The sequence below is a fragment of the Chryseobacterium balustinum genome, assembly GCF_900168205.1.
Taxonomy (GTDB): domain Bacteria; phylum Bacteroidota; class Bacteroidia; order Flavobacteriales; family Weeksellaceae; genus Chryseobacterium; species Chryseobacterium balustinum.
The window spans coordinates 77,584-104,245 of the sequence record NZ_FUZE01000001.1 but is presented as its reverse complement, the minus strand read 5'-3'; the positions used below and the strand labels follow the sequence as shown (position 1 = coordinate 104,245).

General features: G+C 34.0%; 25 protein-coding genes and 3 tRNA genes. 18 read left to right on the top strand and 10 right to left on the bottom strand.

The window, feature by feature from the left end; genetic code table 11:
* Positions 1-16 precede the first annotated feature (16 nt).
* Positions 17-901, bottom strand: a complete 885-nt coding sequence (locus B5X64_RS00515; RefSeq protein ID WP_079463407.1) for a cupin-like domain-containing protein — start codon at positions 899-901, stop codon at positions 17-19.
* A gap of 443 nt (positions 902-1,344) precedes the next feature.
* Here B5X64_RS00515 and B5X64_RS00510 point away from each other — a divergent pair, with 443 nt between their 5' ends.
* Complete coding sequence (locus B5X64_RS00510) at positions 1,345-4,077, top strand: carboxypeptidase-like regulatory domain-containing protein (protein WP_079463406.1); 2,733 nt, start codon at positions 1,345-1,347, stop codon at positions 4,075-4,077.
* Positions 4,078-4,139: 62 nt separating this feature from the next.
* Here the strand turns inward: B5X64_RS00510 and B5X64_RS00505 are convergent, their stop codons facing one another.
* The gene (locus tag B5X64_RS00505; RefSeq protein ID WP_079463405.1) at positions 4,140-4,637 is read right to left on the bottom strand and encodes a DinB family protein; all 498 of its coding nucleotides are present in this window, start codon (positions 4,635-4,637) and stop codon (positions 4,140-4,142) included.
* A gap of 130 nt (positions 4,638-4,767) precedes the next feature.
* On the opposite strand from B5X64_RS00505, the gene B5X64_RS00500 reads away from it, so the two are divergent.
* From B5X64_RS00500 to feoB, 3 genes are all read left to right on the top strand, one after another.
* Entirely contained in the window at positions 4,768-5,703 is a 936-nt protein-coding gene (locus tag B5X64_RS00500) for a GLPGLI family protein (protein ID WP_079463404.1), read from the top strand.
* A gap of 181 nt (positions 5,704-5,884) precedes the next feature.
* Positions 5,885-6,142, top strand: a complete 258-nt coding sequence (locus tag B5X64_RS00495) for a FeoA family protein (protein ID WP_079463931.1) — start codon at positions 5,885-5,887, stop codon at positions 6,140-6,142.
* A complete protein-coding gene (gene feoB, locus B5X64_RS00490) occupies positions 6,129-8,114 on the top strand; it encodes a ferrous iron transport protein B (protein WP_079463403.1) in 1,986 nt (661 codons plus the stop codon). Before B5X64_RS00495 ends, feoB begins: the two co-directional genes overlap by 14 nt.
* A 170-nt stretch (positions 8,115-8,284) precedes the next feature.
* Here the strand turns inward: feoB and B5X64_RS00485 are convergent, their stop codons facing one another.
* Together B5X64_RS00485 and B5X64_RS00480 are read right to left on the bottom strand one after the other, a co-directional pair.
* Complete coding sequence (locus B5X64_RS00485) at positions 8,285-8,575, bottom strand: type II toxin-antitoxin system RelE/ParE family toxin (RefSeq protein ID WP_079463402.1); 291 nt, start codon at positions 8,573-8,575, stop codon at positions 8,285-8,287.
* Positions 8,563-8,787, bottom strand: a complete 225-nt coding sequence (locus B5X64_RS00480; protein ID WP_123873385.1) for a hypothetical protein — start codon at positions 8,785-8,787, stop codon at positions 8,563-8,565. Before B5X64_RS00480 ends, B5X64_RS00485 begins: the two co-directional genes overlap by 13 nt.
* Before the next feature lie 119 nt (positions 8,788-8,906).
* Here B5X64_RS00480 and B5X64_RS00475 point away from each other — a divergent pair, with 119 nt between their 5' ends.
* The 5 genes from B5X64_RS00475 (at position 8,907) to B5X64_RS00455 (ending at position 14,833) form a co-directional block, all read left to right on the top strand.
* A complete protein-coding gene (locus B5X64_RS00475; RefSeq protein ID WP_079463401.1) occupies positions 8,907-9,929 on the top strand; it encodes a DUF4421 family protein in 1,023 nt (340 codons plus the stop codon).
* 129 nt (positions 9,930-10,058) lie between these two features.
* Positions 10,059-11,441 carry a phosphoglucosamine mutase gene (glmM, locus tag B5X64_RS00470; RefSeq protein ID WP_079463400.1) on the top strand — a complete coding sequence of 461 codons (1,383 nt, stop codon included), beginning with the start codon at positions 10,059-10,061 and terminating at the stop codon, positions 11,439-11,441.
* Between the two features lie 7 nt (positions 11,442-11,448).
* Positions 11,449-12,069, top strand: a complete 621-nt coding sequence (locus tag B5X64_RS00465; RefSeq protein WP_228418668.1) for a Crp/Fnr family transcriptional regulator — start codon at positions 11,449-11,451, stop codon at positions 12,067-12,069.
* Between the two features lie 200 nt (positions 12,070-12,269).
* Complete coding sequence (locus tag B5X64_RS00460; protein ID WP_079463399.1) at positions 12,270-13,241, top strand: quinone oxidoreductase family protein; 972 nt, start codon at positions 12,270-12,272, stop codon at positions 13,239-13,241.
* A gap of 209 nt (positions 13,242-13,450) precedes the next feature.
* Positions 13,451-14,833, top strand: coding sequence for a tetratricopeptide repeat protein (locus B5X64_RS00455; protein WP_079463398.1), 1,383 nt, complete (start codon positions 13,451-13,453; stop codon positions 14,831-14,833).
* Positions 14,834-14,996: 163 nt separating this feature from the next.
* Here B5X64_RS00455 and B5X64_RS00450 read toward each other — a convergent pair whose 3' ends face one another.
* Genes B5X64_RS00450 through B5X64_RS00440 form a run of 3 tightly spaced genes read right to left on the bottom strand, consistent with a single transcriptional unit; the run spans position 14,997 to position 16,958 of the window.
* Positions 14,997-15,881, bottom strand: coding sequence for a DMT family transporter (locus tag B5X64_RS00450; protein ID WP_079463397.1), 885 nt, complete (start codon positions 15,879-15,881; stop codon positions 14,997-14,999).
* Positions 15,868-16,521 carry a leucyl/phenylalanyl-tRNA--protein transferase gene (gene aat / locus B5X64_RS00445; protein ID WP_079463396.1) on the bottom strand — a complete coding sequence of 218 codons (654 nt, stop codon included), beginning with the start codon at positions 16,519-16,521 and terminating at the stop codon, positions 15,868-15,870. The genes B5X64_RS00450 and aat overlap by 14 nt, the downstream gene beginning before the upstream one ends.
* A gap of 59 nt (positions 16,522-16,580) precedes the next feature.
* Positions 16,581-16,958 (bottom strand): DUF3127 domain-containing protein, encoded by a 378-nt coding sequence (locus tag B5X64_RS00440; protein WP_079463395.1) that lies wholly within the window; start codon positions 16,956-16,958, stop codon positions 16,581-16,583.
* Between the two features lie 173 nt (positions 16,959-17,131).
* On the opposite strand from B5X64_RS00440, the gene B5X64_RS00435 reads away from it, so the two are divergent.
* From B5X64_RS00435 to B5X64_RS00425, 3 genes are all read left to right on the top strand, one after another.
* A tRNA-Leu gene (locus B5X64_RS00435) sits at positions 17,132-17,213 on the top strand.
* 10 nt (positions 17,214-17,223) lie between these two features.
* Positions 17,224-17,296: transfer RNA gene (locus B5X64_RS00430), tRNA-Gly, on the top strand.
* A gap of 8 nt (positions 17,297-17,304) precedes the next feature.
* Positions 17,305-17,386, top strand: a tRNA-Leu gene (locus tag B5X64_RS00425).
* A 386-nt stretch (positions 17,387-17,772) separates the two neighbouring features.
* Here the strand turns inward: B5X64_RS00425 and B5X64_RS00420 are convergent.
* Genes B5X64_RS00420 through B5X64_RS00410 form a run of 3 tightly spaced genes read right to left on the bottom strand, consistent with a single transcriptional unit; the run spans position 17,773 to position 19,662 of the window.
* Positions 17,773-18,225, bottom strand: coding sequence for a GNAT family N-acetyltransferase (locus B5X64_RS00420; RefSeq protein ID WP_079463394.1), 453 nt, complete (start codon positions 18,223-18,225; stop codon positions 17,773-17,775).
* Positions 18,218-18,841 (bottom strand): ribosome biogenesis GTP-binding protein YihA/YsxC, encoded by a 624-nt coding sequence (yihA, locus tag B5X64_RS00415; RefSeq protein WP_076561435.1) that lies wholly within the window; start codon positions 18,839-18,841, stop codon positions 18,218-18,220. The genes B5X64_RS00420 and yihA overlap by 8 nt, the downstream gene beginning before the upstream one ends.
* Before the next feature lie 59 nt (positions 18,842-18,900).
* Positions 18,901-19,662, bottom strand: coding sequence for an alpha/beta fold hydrolase (locus B5X64_RS00410; RefSeq protein ID WP_079463393.1), 762 nt, complete (start codon positions 19,660-19,662; stop codon positions 18,901-18,903).
* 269 nt (positions 19,663-19,931) lie between these two features.
* Between B5X64_RS00410 and mraZ the strand changes: the two genes are divergently transcribed.
* The 6 genes from mraZ to mraY all read left to right on the top strand — a co-directional run bounded on the left by mraZ (position 19,932) and on the right by mraY (position 26,596).
* On the top strand, positions 19,932-20,390 hold the full coding sequence (mraZ, locus tag B5X64_RS00405; RefSeq protein WP_079463392.1) for a division/cell wall cluster transcriptional repressor MraZ: 459 nt from the start codon (positions 19,932-19,934) through the stop codon (positions 20,388-20,390).
* 21 nt (positions 20,391-20,411) lie between these two features.
* Entirely contained in the window at positions 20,412-21,305 is an 894-nt protein-coding gene (gene rsmH, locus B5X64_RS00400) for a 16S rRNA (cytosine(1402)-N(4))-methyltransferase RsmH (protein WP_079463391.1), read from the top strand.
* Positions 21,306-21,374: 69 nt separating this feature from the next.
* On the top strand, positions 21,375-21,740 hold the full coding sequence (locus B5X64_RS00395; RefSeq protein ID WP_079463929.1) for an FtsL-like putative cell division protein: 366 nt from the start codon (positions 21,375-21,377) through the stop codon (positions 21,738-21,740).
* The gene (locus B5X64_RS00390; protein ID WP_079463390.1) at positions 21,724-23,715 is read left to right on the top strand and encodes a penicillin-binding transpeptidase domain-containing protein; all 1,992 of its coding nucleotides are present in this window, start codon (positions 21,724-21,726) and stop codon (positions 23,713-23,715) included. Before B5X64_RS00395 ends, B5X64_RS00390 begins: the two co-directional genes overlap by 17 nt.
* Positions 23,716-23,812: 97 nt before the next feature.
* A complete protein-coding gene (locus tag B5X64_RS00385; RefSeq protein WP_079463389.1) occupies positions 23,813-25,273 on the top strand; it encodes a UDP-N-acetylmuramoyl-L-alanyl-D-glutamate--2,6-diaminopimelate ligase in 1,461 nt (486 codons plus the stop codon).
* A gap of 81 nt (positions 25,274-25,354) precedes the next feature.
* Positions 25,355-26,596, top strand: coding sequence for a phospho-N-acetylmuramoyl-pentapeptide-transferase (mraY, locus tag B5X64_RS00380; protein ID WP_079463388.1), 1,242 nt, complete (start codon positions 25,355-25,357; stop codon positions 26,594-26,596).
* Positions 26,597-26,662 lie beyond the last annotated feature (66 nt).

Genomic DNA, 26,662 nt, shown 5'->3' with positions numbered 1-26,662 from the left:
TTTGAAGCGTATTTTTCTATTTTTTTGGTAATCCTCTTTTCAAAGCGTAATTGGCTCTTTCGACAGCCTTTTTCTCTTTCCAATCCATGTATTTCTTTTTGAATTGGCCCTTCATAATATTGTCAAAATTTCTTTGAACAGTAAGATTCCACAAAGAATTGGCTTTTACAGCCCAGGATTTATCCCACGCACGAAGAGAAAGAGAGAAACTTCCGTCAAGATATTTCATCCAGTGCCACCATCCGGTTGGCATAAATAAAGTATCACCATGTTCTAGAAAACATTCAATTCCTTCCACACCATCCAATGCCGGGAATTTCTCAAAATCAGGATTTGAAATATCATAATCTTCTAAAGCATAGGTTGTATAAGGCAATTTATAAAGCCTGTCTTTCCATTTGTATTCAAAAAGTAGCACATGTTTTCTCCCATTAAAATGGGTATGGAAGATATGGGCTAAATCGATATCGAAGTGTAAAAACGTTACCGAACCTTTCCCTCCAAAAAACATAGAAGGATATTTATCTAGAAACCCACCCATCAATTCTTTTGGCGGGATATATTCATCAAGCAATTTCGATGCATGTTTGATAGGATCAAAAAAGAAAATTCGTAAATCGGTAGGCTCTCTTTGGATGAGATCTATGTAATCTGCAAATTTCATCTCGGTAGTCGGCGTGTTAATGGGAGCGGCCGGATCAGCTTTTTTGCTGTCGTATAAAGGAACTGTAATATCCCCTACCACTTCTTTCACATAGTCCATCGTCCATTTTTGATAGGCTGGCCATTTTCTGGCCATATTTTTTATCACCACCGGCTTTCTTGGGATCAGATATTTCTCGCGGAACTCTTCTTGAGTAATATCGTCAACAATATCTATAGGCTTTAGAATAACCCCCATTTTTGTAAATTTTATATTACAAAATTATTAAATATTTACTTACGGAAAATGATTTAAGATGTTTTTAATCTATGACCTTAATCACATTTTTATTAAGTCGAAATAAAGATGATATTAATTTAAATTGTTTGAACGATATTTTAGTAGACTAAATCTTTGTTTTTATTCATGGATTTGTGAATTTACAGTTATTTTTTTGAGGTTAATGGCATAAAAATATGTTAAAATTTAAAAGAATATAAAATGAATACAATTTATCACTATGTTTGTAGGTATAAAAAGAGATTTAACTTTTTTAATAAAATTATATCTCTAAAATGTGTAACAAAACACATTAATAAATAACTAATTACTCAAATAATAAATTTTGAAATCGCTGTGAATGGAAAATACCCTCATGAATTAAGATTCTGCGATTCCAAATACTCTTTAAAAATATAGATATGAAAAGAAAAATTTACCTTTTCCTGATGGTTTTTTTCTCCGTGATCACGTTTGCCCAAAAAACGGTTTCCGGGAAAATTACTGATGAAGATGGGGTGGCGATACCAAGCGCAAGCGTAACGATTGAAGAACCGGGAAAAGACGCAATTCTTGCCTATGGAATTACCAATTCGAAAGGAGAATACAAAGTTTCATTTACTTCTTCAGAATCAAATGTAGATTTAAAAGTAAAAGCTTTTAACCAAAAACCGATTACAAAACAAATCAGCAACAGCGATCAGACGCTTACATTTAAATTACAGTCTGAAGCTACCGAAATAAAAGAAGTACAGCTGAAAACAAAGATGATTACTTCGAGAGGCGATACGATTGCTTATGATCTGAAAGCTTTCGACAACAAAAGCGATCGTACTTTGGCAGATGTAATGAAAAAAATTCCTGGTATTGAAGTGAAAACCGACGGTACAATTCTTTATCAAGGAAATGCAATTAATAAATTCTATGTTGAAGGTAAAGATTTAATGGAAGGAGGCTATGGAACAATTACCAACTCATTACCAAAAGATGCAGTCGCAAAGCTTGAAGTTTTAGAAAATCACCAACCTGTAAAAATGTTGCAGGGAAAAATTCCTTCTGATGCAGCAGCTATCAATATCAAACTTAAAAAATCCGTAACGATGACGGGTAGAGGCGAAGTAGGTTCTGGTTTTGGAGACCCATGGCTTTGGAATTTGAAATTAACACCAATGTTTTTCAGTAAAAAGCAGCAATGGGTTGTTAATTACAAGACCAATAATATGGGAGAGCAGGTAGAAAATGAAGGAAATATTTTAGCTTTCGGAAGTTCTTGGGAAGGCAGAAGAGGAAATGCTTCACAAAATAACTGGTTGGGTGTAGAAAATGCGTCAGTACCAAATTTACCAGTTAAAAGATATTTATTTAATAATGTACATTATCTTTCAGCTAATTATTTAACCAATATCGATAGCAAGAAAGAATGGGAACTGAAAGCAAATGCAAATTATACCAATAATGTTGTAGAAAGAGAATCTAATAGTGTTACAAGAGATTTTCAACAAGGAACACAATATAATACTAGATTTCTTAATAATTTCTATACAGATAAATTAAAAGGTGAATTAATTTTCACTAAAAATGCAAAGAAAGGATTTTTCAAAAACACGACTACATTTTCTCAGTTTTGGAATGGAGATAGAGCTTTTGCAGAAAGAAATGACAGAATTGGTTACAGATCTGGAAACGAGAGCGTACAGTCACCAACTTCATCATTCCAAAACTCATTAAGTACAATTATTCCGTGGAAAGAAAAAATGGTGAATCTAAAGTCATACATAAATTATCAAGATGACAGACAGACTTTAGAAATTTCACCATCAAATTATTTACAGTTACCATATAAAAATCTAGTTAAAGACACCATTACAAACATTAACTTTGCATCTGGTAGTAGGGCTTTACAAGATTTCAGAATTAGAACACTCGATACATCACATTCCGCAAATATTAGTTTTACAACTAAAGGATGGACATTTACTCCGGAAGTTGGAATTGATTTTTCAACAGATAGGCTTAATACTAACTTTCAAGGAACGGCGATTCCTAACCCACTTATAAAAGACGATATTCCACTTAATTTTAATGATGCTTCATATGAAAATGATCTGAAGTTTACTGAAATTACGCCACGTGCATCGGTCACCGCAAATTATAAATCAGATGCATGGAATGTTTGGGCTAGTTTTCCTGTAAATTTTAATAATATTAAGGCAGAAGATGCATTTAGAAATGTTTCTAAAACATTAAATAAAACGACATTTACTCCTAATATTTTTGCGCAATATGGTTTTGCTTCATTCTTTAAAGCAAGTATTAATGGAAATATTAGCAATAACTTCGGAGATATTCAAACAGCTTATGCTGGGTATGTTTTAACAAGTCCGAGTGGATTTAATGTAATGAATCCCAAAAATCCGATTCCTCAAACTAATACTAAAAGCGGAGGGGCAAGATTGGAATACAGAAATCCTTTGAATAACCTTTTTTTCAACGTAGGTTATAGAATTAGTGACACGAAAAATAATCTATTGGCTTCGAGTGCTGTGAATGATTTAGGTTTCAGTGTTGTAGAATATATTGAAAGAGAAAACAAAAGAGAAACAAACAGTTCATATGGAGAAGTTGGAAAATACTTCCCAAAATTCAAAACAAATGCCTCTGTTACTTTTAATCAATCAACAACAATATCACAGTCATTAAGAAATAATGAATTTTTAGATAATAAAAATTTATCTAATGCATTGGGATTTAAATTTAATAATACCTATTTCTCATGGATGAGTGTAGATTTTAATTTTACTAAAACTTGGAATAAACAATCAAACGGAATTATCACTAATGATCTTGGCAAAACAGAGAACTATAGTCATAATCTGAATGTGTTTTTCTATCCTTTAGAAAATCATACGGTTGGTTTCTATTGGGATCAGATTAACTCAAATTTAGGGGATACCAAATTGAATAATGGTTTCTTTGATATATCATATCAATTCAGTTGGTCTGCTAAGAAAGTCGATTTCGAATTGAAGTGGATGAATATTGCCGACAAAAAAGTTTTTGAAAGAATCAGTGTTGCGGATGCAACAATTACGCAAACAACCATGCAGCTAAGACCGAGCCAGGTAATGCTCGCTGTAAAATTCAATTTTAAATAATAATGAAAAAACCAATCTCACCGAGATTGGTTTTTTGTTTTAAAATCCTTTGAAGATTTACTTTAAAAATTAGGGTTATCTGCAGTTGGTCCATAACTTCCGGGTAGTTCAATGTCATTTAATCTGTAATAAACTCCCAATTGCGCTCTATGATGCGAAATTTGGTTTAAACTGTGACGGATAGCTTCATATTTTGTCCACGAAGCCAATTCATGGCCATCATTTTTCAAAGCCCATCTTGGTTCTAAATCATTTTCAGATGCTTTTTCTAATACTTCCTGACTTGCTTTATGGTTTTCTTCTAAAACCTTTAAAAGTTCATCTTTTGTGGTAAGATGTTTTGGTTCCATCCCGCTTTTGGCAAAATCAAGTTCTGAAGAATTCAGCATAAATCCTGGCCAACCAAAGACTTCCGAAATGTGGGTAGCGAGATGCATCATTTTCATACTTTTAGGATGCGGTGCGTAATCATTCTTGTCATCTGGAAATATTTCTAAAAATCGTTTTGTGGTTTGATACTCCGCTTCAAGCTCGTTTCTTAATTGTTTTAAGGTATCCATATAATATTTGTTTAGGTGAGCTTAAATTTAAAACTTTTAAAAGAACGAAAATTTATTTTTTAAATAAAAGATTAAAAACATCTGTAACAAAAAACAACTAATGCAAACTAATTGAATAAACCTTTATATAATGAAAAATATATTTTCAATACTATTTGTTGCCATTTTTGCTATTGCAAATGCACAAGAATCAAAAGAAAGCTCAAACCGCTTTTTTTACGAACTTACCTTCAAGCCAAAACAAGATTCTGCTAAGGTTGATAAAGTAATTACAGTGCTTGATATTACAGATAAAAACAGATCTGTTTATCAGGATTACACTGTGATTTCCCAGGATTCTATCACAAAAATAGAAATGGAAGCAATGCAAAAAGCGGGAGTTTATAAGGATCTTTCAAAATCACTTAAAACACCAAAGTTTTCGGCAAGAATCCACAAATTTTACCCAAGCATGAAAGTGGAGTATGTCGATAAAGTAGCGAATGGAATGACTCCGGTAAATATTGCTTACACTGAAGATCTGAAACTTAATTGGAAGATCTCAAACGAAAAGCAAAAAATTGGTGAATACAACACGCAAAAAGCAACTGCCCAATATGGAGGAAGAACTTGGACGGCTTGGTTTTCTTCAGACATTCCTTTTCAGGACGGCCCATATAAATTCAGTGGACTTCCTGGTTTAATTGTAAAAATTGAAGATACCGACAAAAATTATTCTTGGGTATTACAAGGAAATAAAAAAATAAAAGAATACAACGAGTTTTCTTATATCGAAAGCCTAATGCAAGCAACGGGTGGTAAACCAAAAGAATTGACGAGAGAAAAATTTGATAAGACTTTTAATGACTTCAAAAAAGATCCTTTTGCTTCTGTAAGACCTATGATGTCGCAAGAAATAATGTCTAAACCAATGCCGGGAACAGATGGGACGATAGGAGATATGATGAAAAAGCAAGAGAAAATGTATAAAGATTTCTATAACGCCAATGACAACCCTATTGAAAAGGCAAATTCTATTAGCGTTGGTACTCTTGAAAAAGTAGGTAAAGAAAAAGATAAAAAATAACATTCATTTCAACTTAATTATATTTAAAATAAACCCAAATGCAGTGATGTGTTTGGGTTTATTTTGTAAGATAATTGAAGAAACGATAATTCTAACTGCCTTTAAATATGAAAAGTAGCGTTATTTAGATTAAATTTAAATAGTTATATTTGCAGTCACAAAAAATAGGGTCTTGAAGGATATTCAATTACATACATTAAGCAGCTTTCCAAAAAATAAAATTGGGAAAATAATTGGCTATGATAATGATAACCTAAACATGCCGACCAAAATTATAGAAATGGGGCTTCTTCCCGAAACTCTGTTTAAAATTCTTTATCAGGCACCGTTTAACGGGCCACTTTACATAGAATTTGGCGACGAAAAAAGTCGTATTGCTTTGCGTAAAGAAGAAGGAGATTTCATCATTGTAGAAGATTTGATTAATGCAGGAAAATAATAAAAAACAGATACTTTTAGTCGGAAACCCGAATGTAGGAAAATCAACCGTTTTTAACGCTTTATCAAACAAAAAGCAAAAAACGGGAAATTATGCAGGTGTCACGGTATCAAGTCATTCAGGAAATTATTCATACAAAAACGAAGAAATAGAGATTGTAGATCTTCCGGGCTCATACAGTATTTATCCGAGCTCTGAAGACGAGGCTATTTTCTCTGAATTTTTAATAGACGGACAAAAAAAATATTCCGGAGTGGTTTATATTCTGGAAGCATTAAGCATTAAAAGAGGTCTTTTGCTATTCCAGCAAATTCAGGATCTGGGAATTCCGATGATCTTGGTTTTAAATCAAATCGATCAGGCTGAAAGAAGAGGGATTCATATTGATGTTGAAAAACTGTCTCAGGCATTGAATATTAAAGTTATTCAGACCAATGCAAAAGAACAGATAGGAATAGAAGCGATTAAAGAAGCTGTTTTTACCAATGATTTTGTGACTTCTGAAAAACCGAGTTTTGAAATTCCTGCTGAGCATAAAAATCTTCTCGATAAAAATTCAGAGAATGAGTATCAATCTTGGATTAATTTTACGCTTGGAAAAAACTCAGATTCAGAATCAAAAAATATAGTTCCGAAAAGACTGCAGGTTCAGGAAACAGTAAGACGTTATCAGAATGTTGACAAGATTTTAGCGGATGTTATCACTAAAAAAGCTCAGTTTAAAGAACTTTTAACCGAAAAATTAGATAAAGTTCTTGTTCATAAATTCTGGGGATATGTTGTTTTCTTATTTATCCTTTTAATTATTTTCCAGTGCGTTTACTTTTTGGCCGAATATCCTATGAACTGGATCGACGAAGCTTTCGCTTGGCTTTCTAGTTTTGCAGGAGAACATCTTCCGGAAGGACCAATTAATTCATTGGTTTCACAAGGAATTGTTCCTGGTTTAGGCGGAATTATCATTTTTGCACCGCAAATTGGAATCCTTTTGTACTTCCTCTATTTGCTGGAAGATTCAGGATATATGGCAAGAGTTGTTTTCTTGATGGACAGGCTTTTAAGACCGTTTGGTTTAAACGGAAAAAGTATTGTTCCTTTAGTTTCGGGAACGGCTTGTGCAATTCCGGCGGTAATTTCTACAAGAAATATTGAAAATTTAAAGGAAAGATTACTCACGATTTTGGTAACTCCGTTTATGACTTGTTCTGCAAGGCTTCCGGTGTACAGCATTATTATTGGCTTAATTATTTCAGATAAAACCATTTTTGGAATTCAATACAAAGCTTTGGTGCTTTTAGGAATGTATCTTTTAGGGTTTTTCGTAGCTTTATTATCAGCAGCAATTCTTAAAAATTTCATTAAAGAAGATGGTAAAACATATCTTGTGATGGATTTACCGACGTATAAAAAGCCTCTTTTCGGATATGATTTTAAACTGGTTTTAGGAAAAGTTTGGGACTTCATTACAGGAGCCGGAAAAATTATATTCATTGTAAGTATCATTATTTGGGTGTTAAGTTATTTCGGTCCGAAACAAAATCCGGATGAAATGGTTGCAACCGATGTTCATTTAGATCATTCTTATCTTGCTAAAATGGGAAAAGCTATTGAGCCTGCAATTGCACCGCTTGGTTATGATTGGAAAATGGGTGTGGGAATTCTGACAAGTTTCGTAGCGAGAGAAGTTTTTGTGGGAACAATGTCTACTTTATACAGTTTGGATGACGATGCTCCGGAAGGAAAAGTAATCGATAAAATGAGACAGGATATTAAACCGAATGGCGAAAAAGTATTCAACTTTGCGACAGGAGTTTCGGTGTTATTGTTTTATGCATTTGCAATGCAGTGTGTTTCTACACTTGCAGTAGTCTACAGAGAAACCAAAAGCTGGAAATGGACGGGCTTTCAGGTGGCGATGATGACCGGTTTGGCATATTTTGTGTCGTTGATAGCTTATCAAATCTTAAAGTAAAATGGATTCTTCATTAATTTTTCAGTATATCATTATTGCGCTTTTGGTGCTTTTTGCCTGCTATTCTCTATATAGATTTATCAGGAAAAATTTTTCGCCAAAAAAATTCAACTCCAAAAGATCAGGATGCGATAAAGATTGCGGATGTTCTTAGAAAATGATTTTATAAATTAAAATGGACTGTCTTTTTTATTTGCCCAGAAAGATAAAATCTCAACAGTCGCTTTTTTTATCCTATAATGAATAGAAAAGTTTTCTAAAACCAGGACTCTTCTTACTTCTTCTTTTGTTCCGAAAATTATTGCACCAATAAAAGGATTATTAGAAAGTAATTTCTCTTTTCTTTCCACCTCTGCAATTATTTTTAAAGAATAATTATTAGACTTATTGTGGTTAATCCAATATTCTAATGTTTCAAAATATAGTTTTTCTGCTTCAACAGTCCATTTTATTTTGAACATAATGCTCGAGCTTTTTGATGAACATCAGCGCTGTCAGTTAATTTATTATCATTAGCTTCATCAATACCGATATTAATAGATTTTAATTCTTCGGGAGAAACAGTTATAATTTCTTCAGAAACTTTTTCGAAGGAGAACTTCATTCTTTTTAAAAGATTTTCTAAAAAGCTAGTTTCTTCGGGTGTTGTAGGATGTACTATTATCGTATTCATAATCTGCTTTTTACAAAGGTATAAATTATTTCTAATTTGAATTTTCATAAAAAAAATAAATTCTTTCGATTGTTATAAATTATTTGTAGTAATTTCATTTCCTAAAAGTAAATTTCAATTTGAATTCAAAAGTAGTCTCTGTTTTTTTTCTTTGTCTGTCGGGTTTCTATTCACGAGCACAAACAGACAGTACAAACATAAAGTCTTACGCAGATCAGGTAATGATTCGCGTAAACTTTGATACGAATATAGAAAACTATACTTTTTCTGAAGGTGGCGAAGAAAATTTAAATCAAACCATACTTTCCATCAATAACAAAACAAAGGCTTCTGTATCTGTTGATTACAAGATTATAAGTGCTACAATATCTTTTGCGCCTCGGTTTTTTCCCGGAAATAATGATAATGAAAGAAAAGGAAATAGTTCTTATACCGATTTCAGATTCAGATTTTTTCCTGACAGATTTGTTCAGACCTTATATTATAAAAATGTAAAAGGATTTTACATTGAAAATATGCAGGATCTTATTCCCGGATGGCAAATAGACAGAGATCCTTATATCAAATTTCCGGACTTAAAAGTTCAGACTTTTGGAGGCTCTACAGCCTATATTTTAAAGGAAGATTTTTCATTAAAAAGCCTTTATACACAAGGCGAATGGCAGAAAAAAAGCAAAGGAAGTTGGGTTCCGTTTTTAGACTATGATTTTACAATTTTCAGCAATACGATCGATGGTCTGAAAAGTAAGGAATATCAATATAATTTCGGTGCAAACATCGGCTATTTTTACAATTGGGTGATTGCCGAAAAAGTGAATGTTGCTCCATACTTAACCGTAGGTTTGGGCGGAAAATTTACAAGCTTCAAAGATACTTTAGAAAATGGATCGAGAGAACCAAAGCAAAATGAACAATATCTAACGGCCAAAGGATCGGGAGGTTTGCGTATAGGATATAATTCTGATCGGTTTCTGTTTGGTGGAATGCTCAATTTTAATGCAACCGCTTATGACGAAAAAGAAAATTCTACCGTTGAAAATAATAATACTTACGGACTTCTCTACATCGGTTATCGCTTTCCGCCTCCAAAGGTTGTAGAAAGGAACTATAAGAAAATTCAGAAAAAGATTCCGGTTTTATAAATTCACTGTCTTTTGAGTATCTTTGCAAAGGAAAATTTAAATAAGCTTAATCTGTTTTTTCTGGAGATTTAAAAATAAAAATGCAGTTTGCATTTAGGTTAATAATCAGAAAATTTAAAATATTAAATAATGTCATTAATAAAAAGTATTTCAGGAATCCGCGGAACGATTGGTGGAAAAGTAGGTGATAATTTAACGCCGCTTGATGTTGTAAAATTTGCTTCTGCTTTCGGAACCTGGCTTCAGAATAATAAAAATAAAAAAGATTTAACGCTGATTATCGGTCGTGATGCAAGAATTTCAGGCTCGATGGTTAATTCTTTAGTTACAGCAACTCTACAGGGATTGGGAATTAATGTTGTTGATTTAGGACTTTCTACAACGCCAACTGTTGAGGTAATGGTTCCTGAATTAAATGCAGACGGAGGAATTATCTTAACTGCTTCTCACAATCCAAAACAATGGAATGCGCTGAAGTTATTAAATGAAAAAGGAGAATTCATCAGTGGAGAAAATGGTGCTGAAGTTTTAGCTTTGGCAGAAAACGAAGATTTCAATTATGCTGAAGTTGATGATTTAGGTCAGTACGAAACCAGAGAAGATGCTTTTGATATTCATATTCAGAAGATTCTTGATTTGCCGATGGTTGATGTTGAAGCAATTAAAGCTAAAAAATATAAAATCGTTCTTGATGCTGTAAATTCTACAGGCGGAATTGCAATTCCGATGCTTTTAGATAAGTTAGGCTGCGAAACCGTAAAATTATATTGTGAACCAAACGGACAGTTTCCTCACAATCCTGAACCATTGAAAGAGCATTTAGGAGATATTTGTGAGTTGGTAAAGAAAGAAAATGCCGATTTTGGCGTTGTTGTAGACCCGGATGTTGACAGACTGGCTTTGGTTGATGAAAAAGGAGAAATGTTTGGAGAAGAATATACGTTGGTTGCTGTTGCAGATTATTTATTGAAAAATAAAAATGGCGTAGCGATTTCAAACCTTTCTTCAAGCCGTGCTTTGAGAGATGTTGCTCAAACTCACAATTCAGAATACTTCGCAAGTGCAGTAGGAGAGGTGAATGTGGTAAATTTAATGAAAGAAAAAGATGCCGTAATCGGTGGAGAAGGAAACGGAGGAATTATCTATCCTGATCTTCATTACGGAAGAGATTCTTTGGTGGGTGTAGCTTTATTCTTGACGCATTTAGCAAAAGAAAACAAAACAGTTTCTGAGTTAAGAGCAGGATATCCAAGCTATTTTATGGGTAAAAAGAAAATTGAGCTGACTCCGGAAATCAATGTGGATGATATTTTATCAAAAATGGAAAAAGAATATCAAAACGAAAATGTTTCTACCATTGATGGGGTAAAAATCGATTTTGAAAACAATTGGGTTCATCTTAGAAAATCAAATACAGAACCGATCATCAGAATTTATACTGAAGCTAAATCTCAGGAAGAAGCAGATAAATTAGGAGACGATATAATCGCAAAAATCAAAAGTTTGATTTAAAAAAATAATGAGAACGGAGCTTTGGGTTCCGTTCTTTTTTACAAAAATGTTCGAACATTTACAAAATAGATTCTCTTTTCCAAAAGAAACATGGGGAAAATACAGGAAGAACTTCACACGATTGGAAGTTCCTGCAAAAACGATTCTTTTAAAAGAAAATGAAATTTCACAGAATGCCTATTTTATTGAAAAAGGAATTGTAAGAGCCTGTTACAACAACGATGGGAAAGATGTTACATTTCAGTTTTTCATGGAAAATACCATGTTTTCTTCGCTTGAAAGTTTCCGAAAAGGTTTACCGAGTATGGTTTCATTTGAGACGATCGAACCTTGTGTTTTGTGGCAGATTGACAAAAAAATTGCAGACAAAATTTTAGAAGAAGTTTATGAAGACCCGAAACTGAGAAGCGAATTTATGGATTCTGTTTTTGAAAGGGTTTTTGATTATATGAAGCATTTTTTTTCGTTCATTAAAGAAAGCCCGCAAGAGCGATACCTTAACCTTTGTAAAGAAAAGCCCAACATTATCAAAAGAGTTCCACAGCATTATATTGCTTCTTATTTGGGCATCACAACGGTTCATTTGAGCAGAATTAAAAGTAAAATTTTGAAAGAAAAGCTTTCATAGGTAGAAGTTAGTGCTAGAAAAAGGAAGTTTTTTCAACCAAATATAATTCCAAATTTAGATAAGAACTTTTTAATTTAATAGTCCTCTTTATTGCTTTCAAAACCTTCCTGCTTCAATCCTCTAGCTTCCTTCTCAACTGATAACAAATGTTATTGCACTTTTACTCACTTCAAAATAATTTTGTATAAAATTTAAAACAAATGAAAGCAGCAGTAGTATTTGAAAAAGGAGGAATTCCTCAATACGCAGATTTCCCCGATCCAATCGTTAATAATGATAATGAAGCTTTAATATTCGTAAAAGCAGCCTCGATCAAACATCTCGACAGAGCAAGAGCCAGCGGAAAACATTATTCAACAGAAAATACCGAACATCAGCCAACAATTGTAGGAAGCGATGGAGTAGGCTTTCTAGAAGATGGTTCTAAGGTTTATTTCTTCAGTAAAAAAGGAACTGTTTCAGAAAAAGCAGTTGCTGACAAAAAAATGATTGTTCCGATTCCCGAAGAATTAGATTTTGCGATTGCAGCAGCTTTACCAAATGCTGTAATGGGCTCTGCAATGGGACTTAAGTTTAAAACTAATTTAAAATCAGGAGAAACTGTTTTAATTAATGGTGCTACAGGAATCACCGGAAAAGTTGCCGTTCAGATTGCCAAATTATATGGCGCTAAAAAAGTTATTGCAACCGGAAGAAACGAAGAAGCTTTGCAATCGTTGCTTGAATTAGGAGCCGATGAGGTTGTTTCTTTACAGCTCAATGATGAAGAATTTAAACAAAAAATTAAAGATATTCATTCCGAAAATCCGATTGATATTGTCTTGGATTATATTTGGGGACATTCGGTTGAAAATATTTTATCAGCTTTAAAAGGTGACGGAACTTTTTCCCCTAAAACACGTTTGGTTTCCGTTGGCGGAATGAGCGGTGACACGATTCAGCTATCTTCCCAGATTTTACGTGGAACAGATATCCAAATTTCTGGCTCCGGTTTGGGAAGCTGGACCCAAGAAGAAATGAAATTGCTTCTTTCTGAGGTTATTCCTGAGATGTTTCGTGCTGCAGTTAGCGGAAAATTAAAAATTGATACCGAAACCGTTCACTTGAAAGATATTGAAATGATTTGGGAAGACGAAATTTCCACCAGAAAGCGTCTGATTGTGTTAATTTAACAATAACTCTTTTTTTTATCCACAATCGTTTGATTATAATGTTCTTTTCACTATCTTTAAGATAGAAATTTACGAAAATGAATGTCAAAAAAAAATCGCAACTTTGCATACATTTTGAAATATAAATTTCAGAAGTAATATTAATTAAAAAAAAAGTTTGTCGAGGTCTGTAAGTATATTCAGACATTGGCCGACCAAGGATAACGGTATTGGAAGAGTATTTTGGAAATGAACTTGTAAAAAAGTTCGAAGAAATGATGGAAAATAATGATGAATTCTACTTCGATACAGAAGAGTTAGAAGACATTATTGTTTATTACTTGGAGCTTGGTGACTTTAATTATGCCGATATGGCAGTTAATTTCGGTCTTAAACTCCATCCCAACTCTTTAGAAATCAAGATTAAAAAATTGGAGGTTCTTTTAGAGTGGGAAGATTATAATATGGCGAAAGAATTGATCAATGAGTTAAAAGGTTCTTCTATGGAGAATACAGACTTTTTGGTTTGCTACGCCAAATATTATTCGAATTTAGGTAATCCTAAAAGATCCATCGAAATCTGCAAAAAAGCCCTAGAATTGAATGAAGAAGAAAACTTCCTCAATAACTTTATTGCAGACGAATATGTGAATCTGGGAGATCCTTTTAACGCACTTAAACATTATCAGCAAGCACTCAAAGAAGATCCTATGGATGAATATTCTTTAGAAAACGCAATGATCTGCTTTAATGATTTGAATAAGGGCGAAGAAGCTATTGCTTTTCTGAACGATTATCTTGACGATTTTCCGTATTCAGAAATTGCATGGAGCGAGTATGGACAGTATTATTTCAATAGAAAAAATTACGAAGAAGCCATCAAAGGTTTCGATTATATGTTGGCGATCAATTCCAGCGCAGTTGGAGTTTATGCGAGCAAAGCAGCGTGTTACGAAGCTTTAAATCAGTATCAGAAAGCAATTGAAGTATACGAAGAAATGTTGGAGTTGGAATATACCAAAGCATTTACTTTCTATAAAATCGGATTGTGCCACAAAGCTTTAAAACAGCCGATCATTGCTTTAAATTCTTTCCAGAAATCATTAAGAGAAGATCCTCAGTTTTATCTTGCGATGATGGAGCAGTCTTATCTTTACGAAGAAATGGGCGGAATGCCGGAAGCTTTGCATTTTGCAAGAGAAGCAACATTGTTAAATGACAGCAATCTGGATTATCAGAAAAGATTGGCATTTTTGTTCATCGATTCTGGTAAGTTTGAAGAAAGCCTTTCTTGTTTGAAAAAATTGGTAGATGCAGAACCTTCAAGATTTTACAACTGGTATGCGTATTCTGAAGTGTTGATGTTGGTTGGTGAATATGAAGAAGCCGTTACGGTTTTAAATTTAGCTTTGAAGCATCATTACAGAGCGGAATTGTTTTATCAGTTGAGTAACTGCCATTTTATTCTTAATAATAAAGAAGAAGGCAGCGAATCTTTGGAAAAGGCTTTAGAACTCGATCCTTCATTGATTACAGATATGCAGAAAAAATATCCGTACATCAAAGATGAGGTGAAGAAAGCCAAAGCTAAAGTGAAAAAGAAGAATTTATAGTCTTATGTTGGTTGATGAAAGTTTTTGAACCTTCCTGAAAACAATTTTAAGCAATTAATTAAAATAAGAAAATCCTGCAGTGATGCGGGATTTTTTTGTTTTACGTAAGTTATTTTTTACAGATAGGGAAGGGATTTAAATCAATTCAGCGTAAATGTGCTTATTATTTTTTTACCGCTGTTTTAGCTCTTAAAAAGATTAAACCGGCAATAATGACACTTGTTCCTGCAAATTGCAAAGTAGTTAATTTTTCACCATCTAAAATGCCCCAAATAATAGCAACAATCGGCATTATCAAAGTAACGGTTGATGCAAACAGAGGAGTGGAAACTTTTAATAATCTATAATTCATCATCATCGCCAGTCCGGTTCCGAAAACTGAAAGCAAGCTCACAAATCCTAACCCGATCATATTTTCTTTGCTGAAAGTGAATTCAGAAACAAAACCTGTAGAAAGCAAAGCAATTACTGAAGGCAAAAACAAAACGAAAGAAAATACAAATGCCGATAAAACGGTAGATGAAACATCCATTAATTTTGATTTTACAGTCGTAGTGCTCATTGCGTAACACAATGTTGCCAAAAGAAGCAGGACAATGGGAAATAATTTAAACTGAGCGCTGTCATCACCGCCAAATGCAAGCAGGCAAACCCCGGTAAAGCTTATGAAAACTCCGGTCATCTGTCTTCTTGTAGTTTCAAATTTCCAGACTAAAGCTCCGACAATAATGACGAAAATAGGCATCATAGAATTGATGATTCCTGCTATACTGCTGCTGATTTCTGTTTCGGCAATAGGGAATAAGAACATTGGGATGAAATTGCCTGTAAACGCGGCTAAAATAAGCCATTTTAAATGTTTCTTTGGGAACAATTTATATTTTGAAATTGCAATCGGCATTAAAATAATTCCGGCAATTAAAACTCTTAAAGCTCCCACCTGATAAGGGCTGAAATGTTCTAAGGATTTTTTAATTAAAATAAATGAAGAGCCCCAAATGACACTTAGTATAATCAGAAGAAGCCATTTTTCTTTATCTGCGTTCATTGTTTTCGTGTAAAATTGTCAAAAAATCTTTTTTAGGAATCATTCTCGCGCCCAAACTTTCCAAATGATCGGTGTGCGACTGGCAGTCAATCAGTTCAAGATCATTTTTGTGTGTTTCTATAAAATGAATGAACCCTGCTTTGGAGGCATTGCTCACCTTTGCAAACATACTTTCACCACAAAAAACTTTTCCGATCTGTATCCCATAAAGTCCGCCAACGAGCTCATTATTTTGCCAAACCTCTACGCTTCGGGCAAGCCCATAACGGTGAAGGGTGTTAAAAGTTTCCATTAGTTCGTCAGAAAGCCATGTTCCTTCTTGTCCTTTACGATTGATTTCCCGACAGTTTTTTATCACTTCTTGGAAGTTTTGGTTTTCAGTAATGGTAAAAGCTTTTTTATCTAAAATTTTTCTCATCGACTTTGAAATTTTTACTTCATTGGGAAATAATACAAATCTCGGGTCGGGACACCACCAAAGAATTTCCTCACCAGGATTAAACCAAGGAAAAATTCCGTTTTGATAAGCAAACCAAACTCTTTCTACAGATAAATCACCGCCGAAAGCAATGATGCCTTCGTGACCGTCATAGTGTGCGGGGTCTGGAAATGATATTGCGTTTTCGTCTAATCGTACCATTATGATGAAAAAATCCCACTTTTTGAAAAAGCGGGATTAGTATTTGATTTTATTTCTTATTAAAAAGGTAAATCGTCGTCATCGTCACTTGCAAAAGGATTTTCGTTAGAAACCGGAGTTGCAGATTGAGATGGAGACGCCTGTGTAGGTTCTGAACCATTATCTAAAACTTTTTCTACTTTCCATCCTGTAATAGAGTTGAAATATTTAGTTTCTCCTTGTGGTGAAACCCATTCTCTACCTCTGATGTTGATTCCTACTTTTACATTTTCTCCTTCTTTCAATGTGTCCAACAAATTTATTTTATCTTGTAAAAATTCGATGTTGATGGGCTGCGGATACTGCTCTTGTGTAAGAATAACCATTTCTCTTTTTTGAAAGCCACTTGCAAATGTTTGAACTTCAGTGATTTTCTTTACCGTTCCTTGTAATTCCATATCGTAAATATTAACGGTGTAAAAGTAATAAAATGAAATTTAAAAAGAAGGGTTTCAAATAAATTTCACAAAAATTTAATTTTTTTTTCAAAAAGGTTTGGAGGTAAAGAAAATTGTCCTATATTTGCACTCAGAAAAACGAAAGAAGTTCTTTAAAATAACTCAATAATAATGCGGATGTGGTGTAATTGGTAGCCATGCCAGACTTAGGATCTGGTGCCGTGAGGCGTGGGGGTTCGAGTCCCTTCATCCGCACTACTTTATTGCGAAAATAGCTCAGCTGGTAGAGCACAACCTTGCCAAGGTTGGGGTCGCGGGTTCGAGTCCCGTTTTTCGCTCACATCACGCCCTGGTGGTGGAATTGGTAGACACGCAGGACTTAAAATCCTGTGCCTTCGGGTGTACGGGTTCAAGTCCCGTCTGGGGTACATAGAAAGACTGTTAATCATTGATTAACAGTCTTTTTTGTTTTACAAACTTTCTATATTCTAAAAAATCCAATATTAAGATAAACTCATCGATATTGTGAGGGATAAGAATTATATTTTTTAATTATAAAAAGTATTTTGGGTGCAATGTAGATTGCTGTATATATTTATTGAAGGATAATTTTGTTTTCACGGCTTGAGAAATGTATTTAGAATATCTTTTTACTGCATGCTTTAACAATATATATATCAGTATTGTAAAAAGTTATAACGTTATTATGTAGGCTGTTTGCGTTCGCCCGTAAATGATAAAATTTAAAATAATTTCAATGAAAAAAGCCAGAGTTTTTAAAACCCTGGCTTTTTATGTAGTGATGTAATCAGATTTATTTCCTAAACATCTCTGTATGTGGAATATTATCTTCTAAATATTTCTTTTCGGTAGCTGTAAAGCCAAAACCAGAATAAAACCTTAAGAGATAATCCTGTGCAGAAATTCTTACTTCAGAAGTTTTAAATCTATTTTCTATCGTTTCAACGGCATATTGTATTAATTGCTTACCTAAATTTTTTCCTCTGGCTTTTTCTGTGGTTAAAACTCTTCCTATTGAGGTTTCATTATATTTTATTCCTCTGTCAAAAATTCGACAGTATGCTAATACGGTCTTATCCTCTTGCTCTGCCCAAAGATGCAGTGCTTTTTGATCGTATCCATCCAAATCAGGATAAGGGGTGTCTTGCTCAACCACAAAAACATCTACTCTTGCTTTGATGATTTCGTAAAGTTCAGAAGTCGTCAGTTCTTCGAAACTTTTTATTTTCCAAACAATATTACTCATTGAATGTTACGCTGTTATTAGTCAAAAATTCATTTGTTTTTTGAATAAAACTTAAAATTTCTTCAGTTCCGGTTTTCTTTTCCCCAGAGGTAACGTAGATTTCCGGTAAATCTTCCCATGTTTTGTGAAGCTCAGTTTTGTAGTCTTCCACATTTTTAATCAAAATGCTTGGCTTAAGCTTATCAGCTTTCGTGAAAACAATTGAAAAAGGAACGCCACTTTCTCCACACCATTGGATAAACTCCAAATCAATATTTTGCGGACTGTGACGAGAATCAACAAGAACGAAAAGATTAACGAGGTTATTTCTGTTTAAAATATAATTATTAATCAATTTTTCAAAATCTCTTCTCATTACTTTTGAGACTTTTGCATATCCGTATCCTGGTAAATCGGTAAGAAACCAGTTTTCATTAATAAGGAAATGATTGATCAACTGAGTTTTTCCTGGAGTTCCTGAAGTTTTTGCCAAATCCTTCCTGTTCAACATTCCGTTGATTAATGAAGACTTCCCAACGTTTGATCGTCCGATAAAAGCATATTCAGGAATCGTTCCTTCAGGGCATTCCTGCCATTTTCCGCTGCTTTTCACAAACTCTGCTGTTTTTATAACCATTTTTCTTGAATTTTATTTAGAAAAATAAACCATTAAGAAGGTCTTAATGGTTTATCATTTTATACTTTGTCTTTTACCCAACTGTAAAGAATTTCATTAAACTCATCGGGTTTTTCCATCATTGCAGCATGACCACATTTGTCAATCCAGAATAAATCTGAATTAGGAATAAATTTGTGCATGTCAATTGCTACTTCCGGAGGTGTTACATTGTCTTGTTTTCCCCAAATCAGACACGTTGGCCTGGAGATTTTTGGGAGATCGTTGAGCATATTGTGTTTGATGGCACTTCTTGCAAGCATCACCGTTTTAATTCCTTTCATTCGGTCATTTACTACGCTGAAAACTTCATCTACCAAATCCTCAGTAGCTACCGAGGGGTCATAGAAAACTTCTTCTGCTTTCTTCCTGATGTAAGAACGATCGTTTTTTCTTGGGAAACTATCACCAAAAGCTCTTTCGTATAAACCTGAACTTCCTGTTAATACAAGATTCTGTACCAAATCTGGGCGTGCTAAAGTTAAAATTAAACCTACATGACCTCCCATAGAATTGCCTACGATAGTAACAGGCTTTCCAATATTGGTTTCTATAAATTTGATTACATATTTTGCAATCGTGGTGAGATTGGTGTTGAGTACCGGCAAATCATAAATCGGTAATTGAGGAACGTAAACCTTAAAACCTTTTTCTGAAAAAAAATTCACCATTTTATCAAAATTACTCAGTCCCCCCATTAATCCATGCAAAAGCACAAGCGGGTGACCTTCTCCAGCCTCTATAAACGTATATTTCTTTTCTTTTTTTGTAATAAATCTCATAATGCCTATCTAAGCCTTGCAAAAATACAAATTAAACACCAAAAATTTTTTGATATAACTAATATAAACTAAAAATAATATATGAGACCTATTGTTATGGTGTTTTTTACAATTCTTTTTGTTATGCCCTAAATACAATAGCCGCTACGGCAAATATGATAAATTATTTTATCTCTCTGATAGTCAATATTTAGTAAACTTATTAACATTAAGTCAAAAAGTGGGAAAAAGTGGGAGGATTTGGAAAAATATTTATAATTTTGTCCCAAATGAGGAATTTCATTGGAACATATGAATGCAAAATAGACGACAAGGGTCGCTTGAAAGTTCCTTCATCTCTTATAAAGCAGATGGAAGACTTTGAAGATAAAACCTTTGTGGTAAAGCGTTCTGTGTTTCAACCATGTCTTGAGGTTTACCCTATGAAAATGTGGGATAAGCTGATGGATAAGATAAATAAGTTGAATAGATTCATCAAAAAAAATGCTGATTTTATCAGAATGTTTACCGCTGGAGTGAAAACTGTGGAGCTGGATAGTGCTGGTAGGCTGCAGATTTCGAAAGATCTTACCCAATTTGCCAATCTTCAGAAAGATATTGTGGTGACGAGTGCGGGTGAACTTTTTGAAATTTGGGATAAAGAAGCATATGAAAAAGTAATTGCAACCAATGAAGATGATTTCGCAAGCCTTGCAGAAGGCGTGATGGGAGCGTTTGATGAAGAATAATTAAATAAACACAAATATAACATGTATCATAACCCCGTTTTATTGAAGCAAAGTGTGGATGATTTGGTGACCAATCCAGACGGTATTTATGTTGACTGTACATTTGGTGGCGGTGGACATTCGCGCGAAATTGTAAGCAGGCTTTCCGAAAAAGGAAAGCTATACGGTTTTGACCAAGATCTTGATGCGCTCAAAAATAATATCGACGACCCGAAATTTACATTAATCAATCAGAATTTCAGATTTCTTGAAAATTCTCTTTTAATGTATGGTGTTTCTAAGGTTGACGGTATTTTGGCTGATCTTGGTGTTTCGTCTCATCAATTTGATGCAGGCGAAAGAGGTTTTTCTACGAGAAGCAATGCGCCGCTTGACATGAGAATGAATGTCATGCAGAGTCTTGATGCCAAAAAAGTAATCAATGATTATGAAGAAGAGGCTTTAGCGGATATTTTTTACTATTATGGTGAGTTGAGAGAAGCGAGAAAATTAGCTCGTGACATCGTACATCACAGGAAAATAAAAGCAATTGAAACAACTGAAGATTTGAAGAAGTTGTTCAGTTATCTTCCACCTCATAAAGTGAATAAATTTTATGCGCAATTATTCCAGGCAATAAGAATTGAGGTTAATCAAGAGCTTGATGTATTAAAAGAAATGCTGGTGCAGTCTTATAATGTTTTAAAACCAGGAGGTCGATTGGTGGTGATTTCTTATCATTCTCTGGAGGATCGTTTGGTAAAAAGATTCTTGAAGAACGGAATGTTTGAAGGCGAGCCGCAACGTGATATCTATGGGAATTACGAAAAAACATTCGAGCTGGTAAAGAGCAAAGCAATTATTCCTGATGACAAGGAGATTGAGGAAAACTCAAGAGCCAGAAGTGCTAAAATGAGAACCGGAATCAAAATATAAATGATAAATAATGATTGATAAATGATTTTAAGATCAATTATAATTTATCAATCATCAATTATTGAAAACGTGGCAAAAAGAACAACAAATCGCCCCCAGAAAAGACTCACTTTTATAGATATTATAAAGGGAAACTTTCTGAATCGTGATGAAATAAAAATTCATTACAAGTTTTTCCTGTTGTTGTTTGTCTTAATGATGGCGATGATTTATAGTAATCATTTAGTCAACAAAAAAATAAAAATTGTTAACGCTTTAAAAGAAGAAACAGAAGAGTATAAATCGAGAAACGCTTACGCCCAAAGCAAGCTCATAAAAGTAAAAATGGAATCTCAATTGGGCAAAGAAGTCGCCGCAGATTCATTAATGACTTTAGAAAGTCACCCTCACAAATTGTTAATAAAATTAGACAGTAGTGATGCAAAAACAAAATGATTACGATAACAAAAGAAAAAAAACACTGCGATGGGGTTACCTCTTCGCAACTGTTGCTTTATGTATATTCGTGATGTTTTTGGCGAGAATAGTTGTTCTTCAAAATACCAATGTTCAGGAAATTAAAGACGATTATATCAACAGTAATTATCGTACAGCAACTTTAAAAGCGGCTCGCGGAAATTTATTTGCTTCAGATGGATCTATTTTAGCAACTACGGTGATGCGTTATGATATTTTTCTTGATTTTAAAACCATAAAAGATACTGTTTACAGCAATAATATTGGTGCGTTGACAGATTCTTTAAGCAAAATGTTCGGAAAACCGAGAGCTGACTTTAGAAAAAGATTCGACGAACAGAAGAAAAAGAAAAACCAATATTATTCTTTGGTGAAGGGTTTAGATTTTGACCAATACGACAGAATCAGAAGTTTTCCGATTTTTAGAAGAGGAAAAAATAAAGGAGGATTCATTGTTGACAGAAATTATAAAAGAGAACTCGCAACTTCAGAAATCGGTTCTGGAACAATTGGGATCGACAATGGGGCAGTAAAAGCTGGTCTTGAAGGGGCTTTCTCAAAATATCTTACCGGAACTGATGGAAACAGATTGGAGCAAAGAGTCAACTCATCTCAATGGAAACCAATTGATTTCTGGAAAGTTAGCGAACCAGTTGACGGACAGGATGTTTATACGACTTTAGATCTTAGAATCCAAGATATTGCGCATTCTGCTTTAGAAAAACAACTGATCAATTTTGAAGCAAAACACGGAACCGTAATCGTAATGGAGGTTGAAACCGGAAAAGTGAGAGCTTTGGTTAATTTAAGACAAACCGAACCGGGAGTTTACGAAGATGCTTACAATTATGCCTTAAAAGATAATATCGAACCAGGATCTACCTTTAAAACGATTTCTCTTTTGGCGGCAATGGATGATGGTTTTATTGATGAAAACACAACGGTAGATGTTGGAAATGGAGTCTGGACGTATGCTAAACAGAGAATTTCTGATGGTCATGGTGGTGGAACATATGACATCAGTGATGTTTTAGCAAAATCAAGCAACGTAGGAACGGCAAAACTGATTACAAAATATTACGCAGAAAAACCGCAGATTTTCCTTGATCATTTAAGAAGATGGAAGCTATTTGATAAAATGGATATAGAGCTTCCAGGCATTACAAAACCAAAAATCGTAACACCGGAAAATAAAAGATGGAACGCTGCAACATTGGCTTCAATATCTTATGGCTATTCATCAAACATTAATCTTTTACAGTTGACCACTTTCTACAATGGAGTTGCGAATAAAGGAAAAATGGTAAAACCTCTTTTCATTGATAAAATAATGAAAGATGGGAAAACAATTTTTCAGGCAAAAGAAGAGGTAATTGTTAAGAAAATGGCTTCTGATAAGGCGATTCAGATGATGACTGCAGCTTTAACAAAAGCAGTAGAAAAGGGAACGGGCAGAAGTATATTCACGCCAAACCTAAAAATGGCAGGAAAAACAGGAACAGCAAGATTTGAATATTGGCTTCCTGGTCCAATGAAATACAGAGCCTCATTTGCAGGATTTTATCCGGCAGATAACCCGAAATATACGTGTTATGTAATGATTAGTGAGCCGAATACGGCTAAAAGTTTTTATGGAGGAACTGTTTCTGCTCCTGTTTTTAAAGAGATTGCTGGTAAAACTTTCCTGAAAACGCCACAGAATATTGAAAAAGAAATGCTTGTTGACAGAAAGGTGAACCTTAATAAAATGGTAGAACCGAATGTAAAAGTAGCGATTAACAATAAGCAAATGCCAAGTGTAGTTGGGCTAATCGGTAAAAACGTTATCCCGCAATTGGAAAATTTAGGCTATCGTGTAGATTTTAAGGGAGTGGGAAGAATTAAGGAACAATTTCCGCTTGAAGGGACAACGATAAGTAAAAATCAGAGAATATATTTGTCTCTGCAGAATTAATAAAAAGAGTCCTGAAAGGACGATTTAATAAAAGATAGGATGTAATCCTATTAAAAATAAAATATTCATAAAGAATTAAAATAAAAAGCATCAAGCAATGCAATTAGTTGAATTATTAAACAGAATTCCAGTTTTAGAAAGTCACGGTAATAACGACCGTGAAGTTTCTGCTTTGGTTTTCGACAGCAGAAAGGTTACCGAAGACTCACTTTACGTTGCAGTAAAAGGAATGGTTGCAGACGGACATTCATTTATTGCATCATCTATTGAGAAAGGCGCAACAACAATTGTTTGTGAAGATCTACCGGAAAATTTAGATCAAAATATTACCTACATTAAAGTAAAAGACACGTCTAAAACTTTAGGTCAATTGGCTTCTAATTTCTATGGAAATCCTTCAGAAAAATTAAAATTAATTGGCGTTACAGGAACTAATGGAAAAACTTCTGTTTCTACTTTGCTTTTTGATGTTTTTAAAAATTTAGGTTATACTTCGGCTTTATTATCAACGGTAGAAATTAGAATTGGAGAAGAAATAATTCCTGCGACACATACAACGCCGGATGTGATTACAATCAATCAGATCTTAGCTAAAGCCGTGGAAGAAGGTTGTGAATTTGCCTTTATGGAAGTAAGCTCACACGGAATTTCTCAGAATAGAACTGAAGGTTTGCATTTCAAAATTGCTGGATTTACCAATCTTACCCATGATCATCTTGATTATCATAAAACGTTTGACGAATATTTAAAAACGAAAAAAAGATTTTTTGATGAGTTAAATGAAAATGCCGTTGCAATCACCAATGTTGATGACAAAAACGGAAATGTGATGTTGCAAAATACGAAAGCAAAGAAAAAATCTTATGCTCTGAAAACAATGGCAGATTATCACGGAAGAACTTTGGAAGTTGATTTTAACGGAATGCTGTTAAACTTCAACGGAAAAGAATTTTGGACAACCTTAACAGGAAAATTCAATGTTTACAATTTGCTTTTGGTTTTCGGGATTGCTTCAGAATTAGGTTTTCCACAGGATGAGATTCTTCAGGCAATCAGTACTCTGAAAAGAGTTTCCGGAAGATTTGAAACGTTCAGATCCGACGGTGGAATTTTCTTCATTGTAGATTATGCTCATACTCCGGATGCGCTCGAAAATGTTTTAGACAGCGTAAATGATATCAGAACGAAAAACGAAAGACTGATTACGGTTTTCGGTTGTGGAGGCGACAGAGATCACTCAAAAAGACCTGAAATGGGAAATATTGCCACAAAGAAATCAACTTTGGCAATTATCACGTCAGATAATCCGCGAACAGAAGATCCGGCAGCCATTATAAAAGAAATTGAAACGGGCGTTGAGCCACAAAACTTCAGCAAATACACTTCAATTCCAGACAGAAGAGAAGCGATAAAAATGGCAATAAAATTTGCCGAACCGAAAGACATAATTCTTGTAGCCGGAAAAGGTCACGAAAATTATCAGGAAATAAATGGTGTGAAACATCATTTTGACGACAAAGAAGTAATTAATGAGCTTTGGAAGCTTATGAGTAAGTAAAATTTATAATCGATAATTGATCAATGTTAATTGATTTTATCATTCATCAATAATCATTTATCATTTATAAAAAAATAAAAAATGTTATACTATCTATACGAATATTTAACGAGCCAAGGCATCCATATTCCTGGAATGGGAATGTTGAGGTACATTTCGTTTCGTGCAGGAATGGCTGTTTTACTTTCATTAACGATTGCCCTCGTTTATGGAAAAAGCATCATCAATTACCTGAGAGGGAAACAGATGGGCGAGTTAGTTCGTGATTTGGGATTAGACGGACAAAAACAAAAGGAAGGAACGCCTACAATGGGAGGTTTCATTATCATTATTGCGACCTTAATTCCGGTATTGCTGTTTACAAGAATTACCAATATTTACATCGTTCTTTTGATTGTAACGGTGATTTGGATGGGAGCGATTGGTTTTATAGACGATTATTTAAAGAAAATAAAGAAAAATAAAGACGGATTAAGCGGAAAATTCAAAATTGTAGGTCAGGTCGGTTTAGGGTTAATTATCGGAGTTACAATGTATTTTCATCCTGATATTACGGTTAAAAGAAAATATGCAGATGCAAAAGTAGTCAACAGAAATAATGTTGAGCAAAACTTTATGCCGACAGAAAAAATTACTGTTTCTACCGTTCCTTTTACCAAAAATAATGAGTTCGATTACAGTGGAATTTTATTTTGGATGAATGACAAAGATGCCCACGAATGGGCATGGATTGTTTTTATTCCCATCGTTATTTTCATTGTAACAGCTGTTTCAAACGGAGCAAATATTACCGATGGAATCGACGGACTTGCCGCAGGAACAAGTACGATTATTCTTTTGGCGCTTGCGTTTTTTGCATATGTTTCCGGGAATATTATTTTCGCAGATTATCTCAACATTATGTTCCTCCCGAATATGGGTGAAACTACCATTTTTGCTGTCGCAATGGTCGGTGCAGTCATCGGATTTTTCTGGTACAACACCTATCCGGCGCAGGTTTTCATGGGCGATACCGGAAGTTTGATGTTGGGTGGTGTAATTGCTGTTTTGGCGGTTATTTTAAGAAAAGAACTGATGATTCCTGTGCTTTGTGGAATTTTCTTAATTGAAAATATCTCGGTAATGCTTCAAGTGATTGTCTTTAAATACAGAAAAAGAAAATTCGGGCTGGAATATGCCCAAAATAATAGATTGTTTAAAATGTCTCCGCTTCATCATCATTATCAGAAAGATGGTTTTCACGAAAGCAAAATCGTTAATAGGATGATTATCATAGGAGTTATGTTGGCAATTGTGTGTCTCATTACATTGAAGATGAGATAAGAAGTAATTTAAAAAATTGAAAAATTTAAGCGTTTAGCATTTTCAAAAAGTTTAAATTTTTTAATC

Excerpts from the sequence above, each read along its gene's own strand:
- B5X64_RS00515 (WP_079463407.1), bottom strand. The coding sequence starts at position 901 with ATGGGGGTTATTCTAAAGCCTATAGATATTGTTGACGATATTACTCAA.
- B5X64_RS00510 (WP_079463406.1), top strand. The coding sequence starts at position 1,345 with ATGAAAAGAAAAATTTACCTTTTCCTGATGGTTTTTTTCTCCGTGATC.
- B5X64_RS00505 (WP_079463405.1), bottom strand. The coding sequence starts at position 4,637 with ATGGATACCTTAAAACAATTAAGAAACGAGCTTGAAGCGGAGTATCAA.
- B5X64_RS00500 (WP_079463404.1), top strand. The coding sequence starts at position 4,768 with ATGAAAAATATATTTTCAATACTATTTGTTGCCATTTTTGCTATTGCA.
- feoB (WP_079463403.1), top strand. The coding sequence starts at position 6,129 with ATGCAGGAAAATAATAAAAAACAGATACTTTTAGTCGGAAACCCGAAT.
- B5X64_RS00485 (WP_079463402.1), bottom strand. The coding sequence starts at position 8,575 with ATGTTCAAAATAAAATGGACTGTTGAAGCAGAAAAACTATATTTTGAA.
- B5X64_RS00480 (WP_123873385.1), bottom strand. The coding sequence starts at position 8,787 with ATGAATACGATAATAGTACATCCTACAACACCCGAAGAAACTAGCTTT.
- glmM (WP_079463400.1), top strand. The coding sequence starts at position 10,059 with ATGTCATTAATAAAAAGTATTTCAGGAATCCGCGGAACGATTGGTGGA.
- B5X64_RS00465 (WP_228418668.1), top strand. The coding sequence starts at position 11,449 with ATGAGAACGGAGCTTTGGGTTCCGTTCTTTTTTACAAAAATGTTCGAA.
- B5X64_RS00460 (WP_079463399.1), top strand. The coding sequence starts at position 12,270 with ATGAAAGCAGCAGTAGTATTTGAAAAAGGAGGAATTCCTCAATACGCA.
- B5X64_RS00450 (WP_079463397.1), bottom strand. The coding sequence starts at position 15,881 with ATGAACGCAGATAAAGAAAAATGGCTTCTTCTGATTATACTAAGTGTC.
- aat (WP_079463396.1), bottom strand. The coding sequence starts at position 16,521 with ATGGTACGATTAGACGAAAACGCAATATCATTTCCAGACCCCGCACAC.
- B5X64_RS00440 (WP_079463395.1), bottom strand. The coding sequence starts at position 16,958 with ATGGAATTACAAGGAACGGTAAAGAAAATCACTGAAGTTCAAACATTT.
- B5X64_RS00420 (WP_079463394.1), bottom strand. The coding sequence starts at position 18,225 with ATGAGTAATATTGTTTGGAAAATAAAAAGTTTCGAAGAACTGACGACT.
- yihA (WP_076561435.1), bottom strand. The coding sequence starts at position 18,841 with ATGGTTATAAAAACAGCAGAGTTTGTGAAAAGCAGCGGAAAATGGCAG.
- B5X64_RS00410 (WP_079463393.1), bottom strand. The coding sequence starts at position 19,662 with ATGAGATTTATTACAAAAAAAGAAAAGAAATATACGTTTATAGAGGCT.
- mraZ (WP_079463392.1), top strand. The coding sequence starts at position 19,932 with ATGAGGAATTTCATTGGAACATATGAATGCAAAATAGACGACAAGGGT.
- rsmH (WP_079463391.1), top strand. The coding sequence starts at position 20,412 with ATGTATCATAACCCCGTTTTATTGAAGCAAAGTGTGGATGATTTGGTG.
- B5X64_RS00390 (WP_079463390.1), top strand. The coding sequence starts at position 21,724 with ATGCAAAAACAAAATGATTACGATAACAAAAGAAAAAAAACACTGCGA.
- B5X64_RS00385 (WP_079463389.1), top strand. The coding sequence starts at position 23,813 with ATGCAATTAGTTGAATTATTAAACAGAATTCCAGTTTTAGAAAGTCAC.
- mraY (WP_079463388.1), top strand. The coding sequence starts at position 25,355 with ATGTTATACTATCTATACGAATATTTAACGAGCCAAGGCATCCATATT.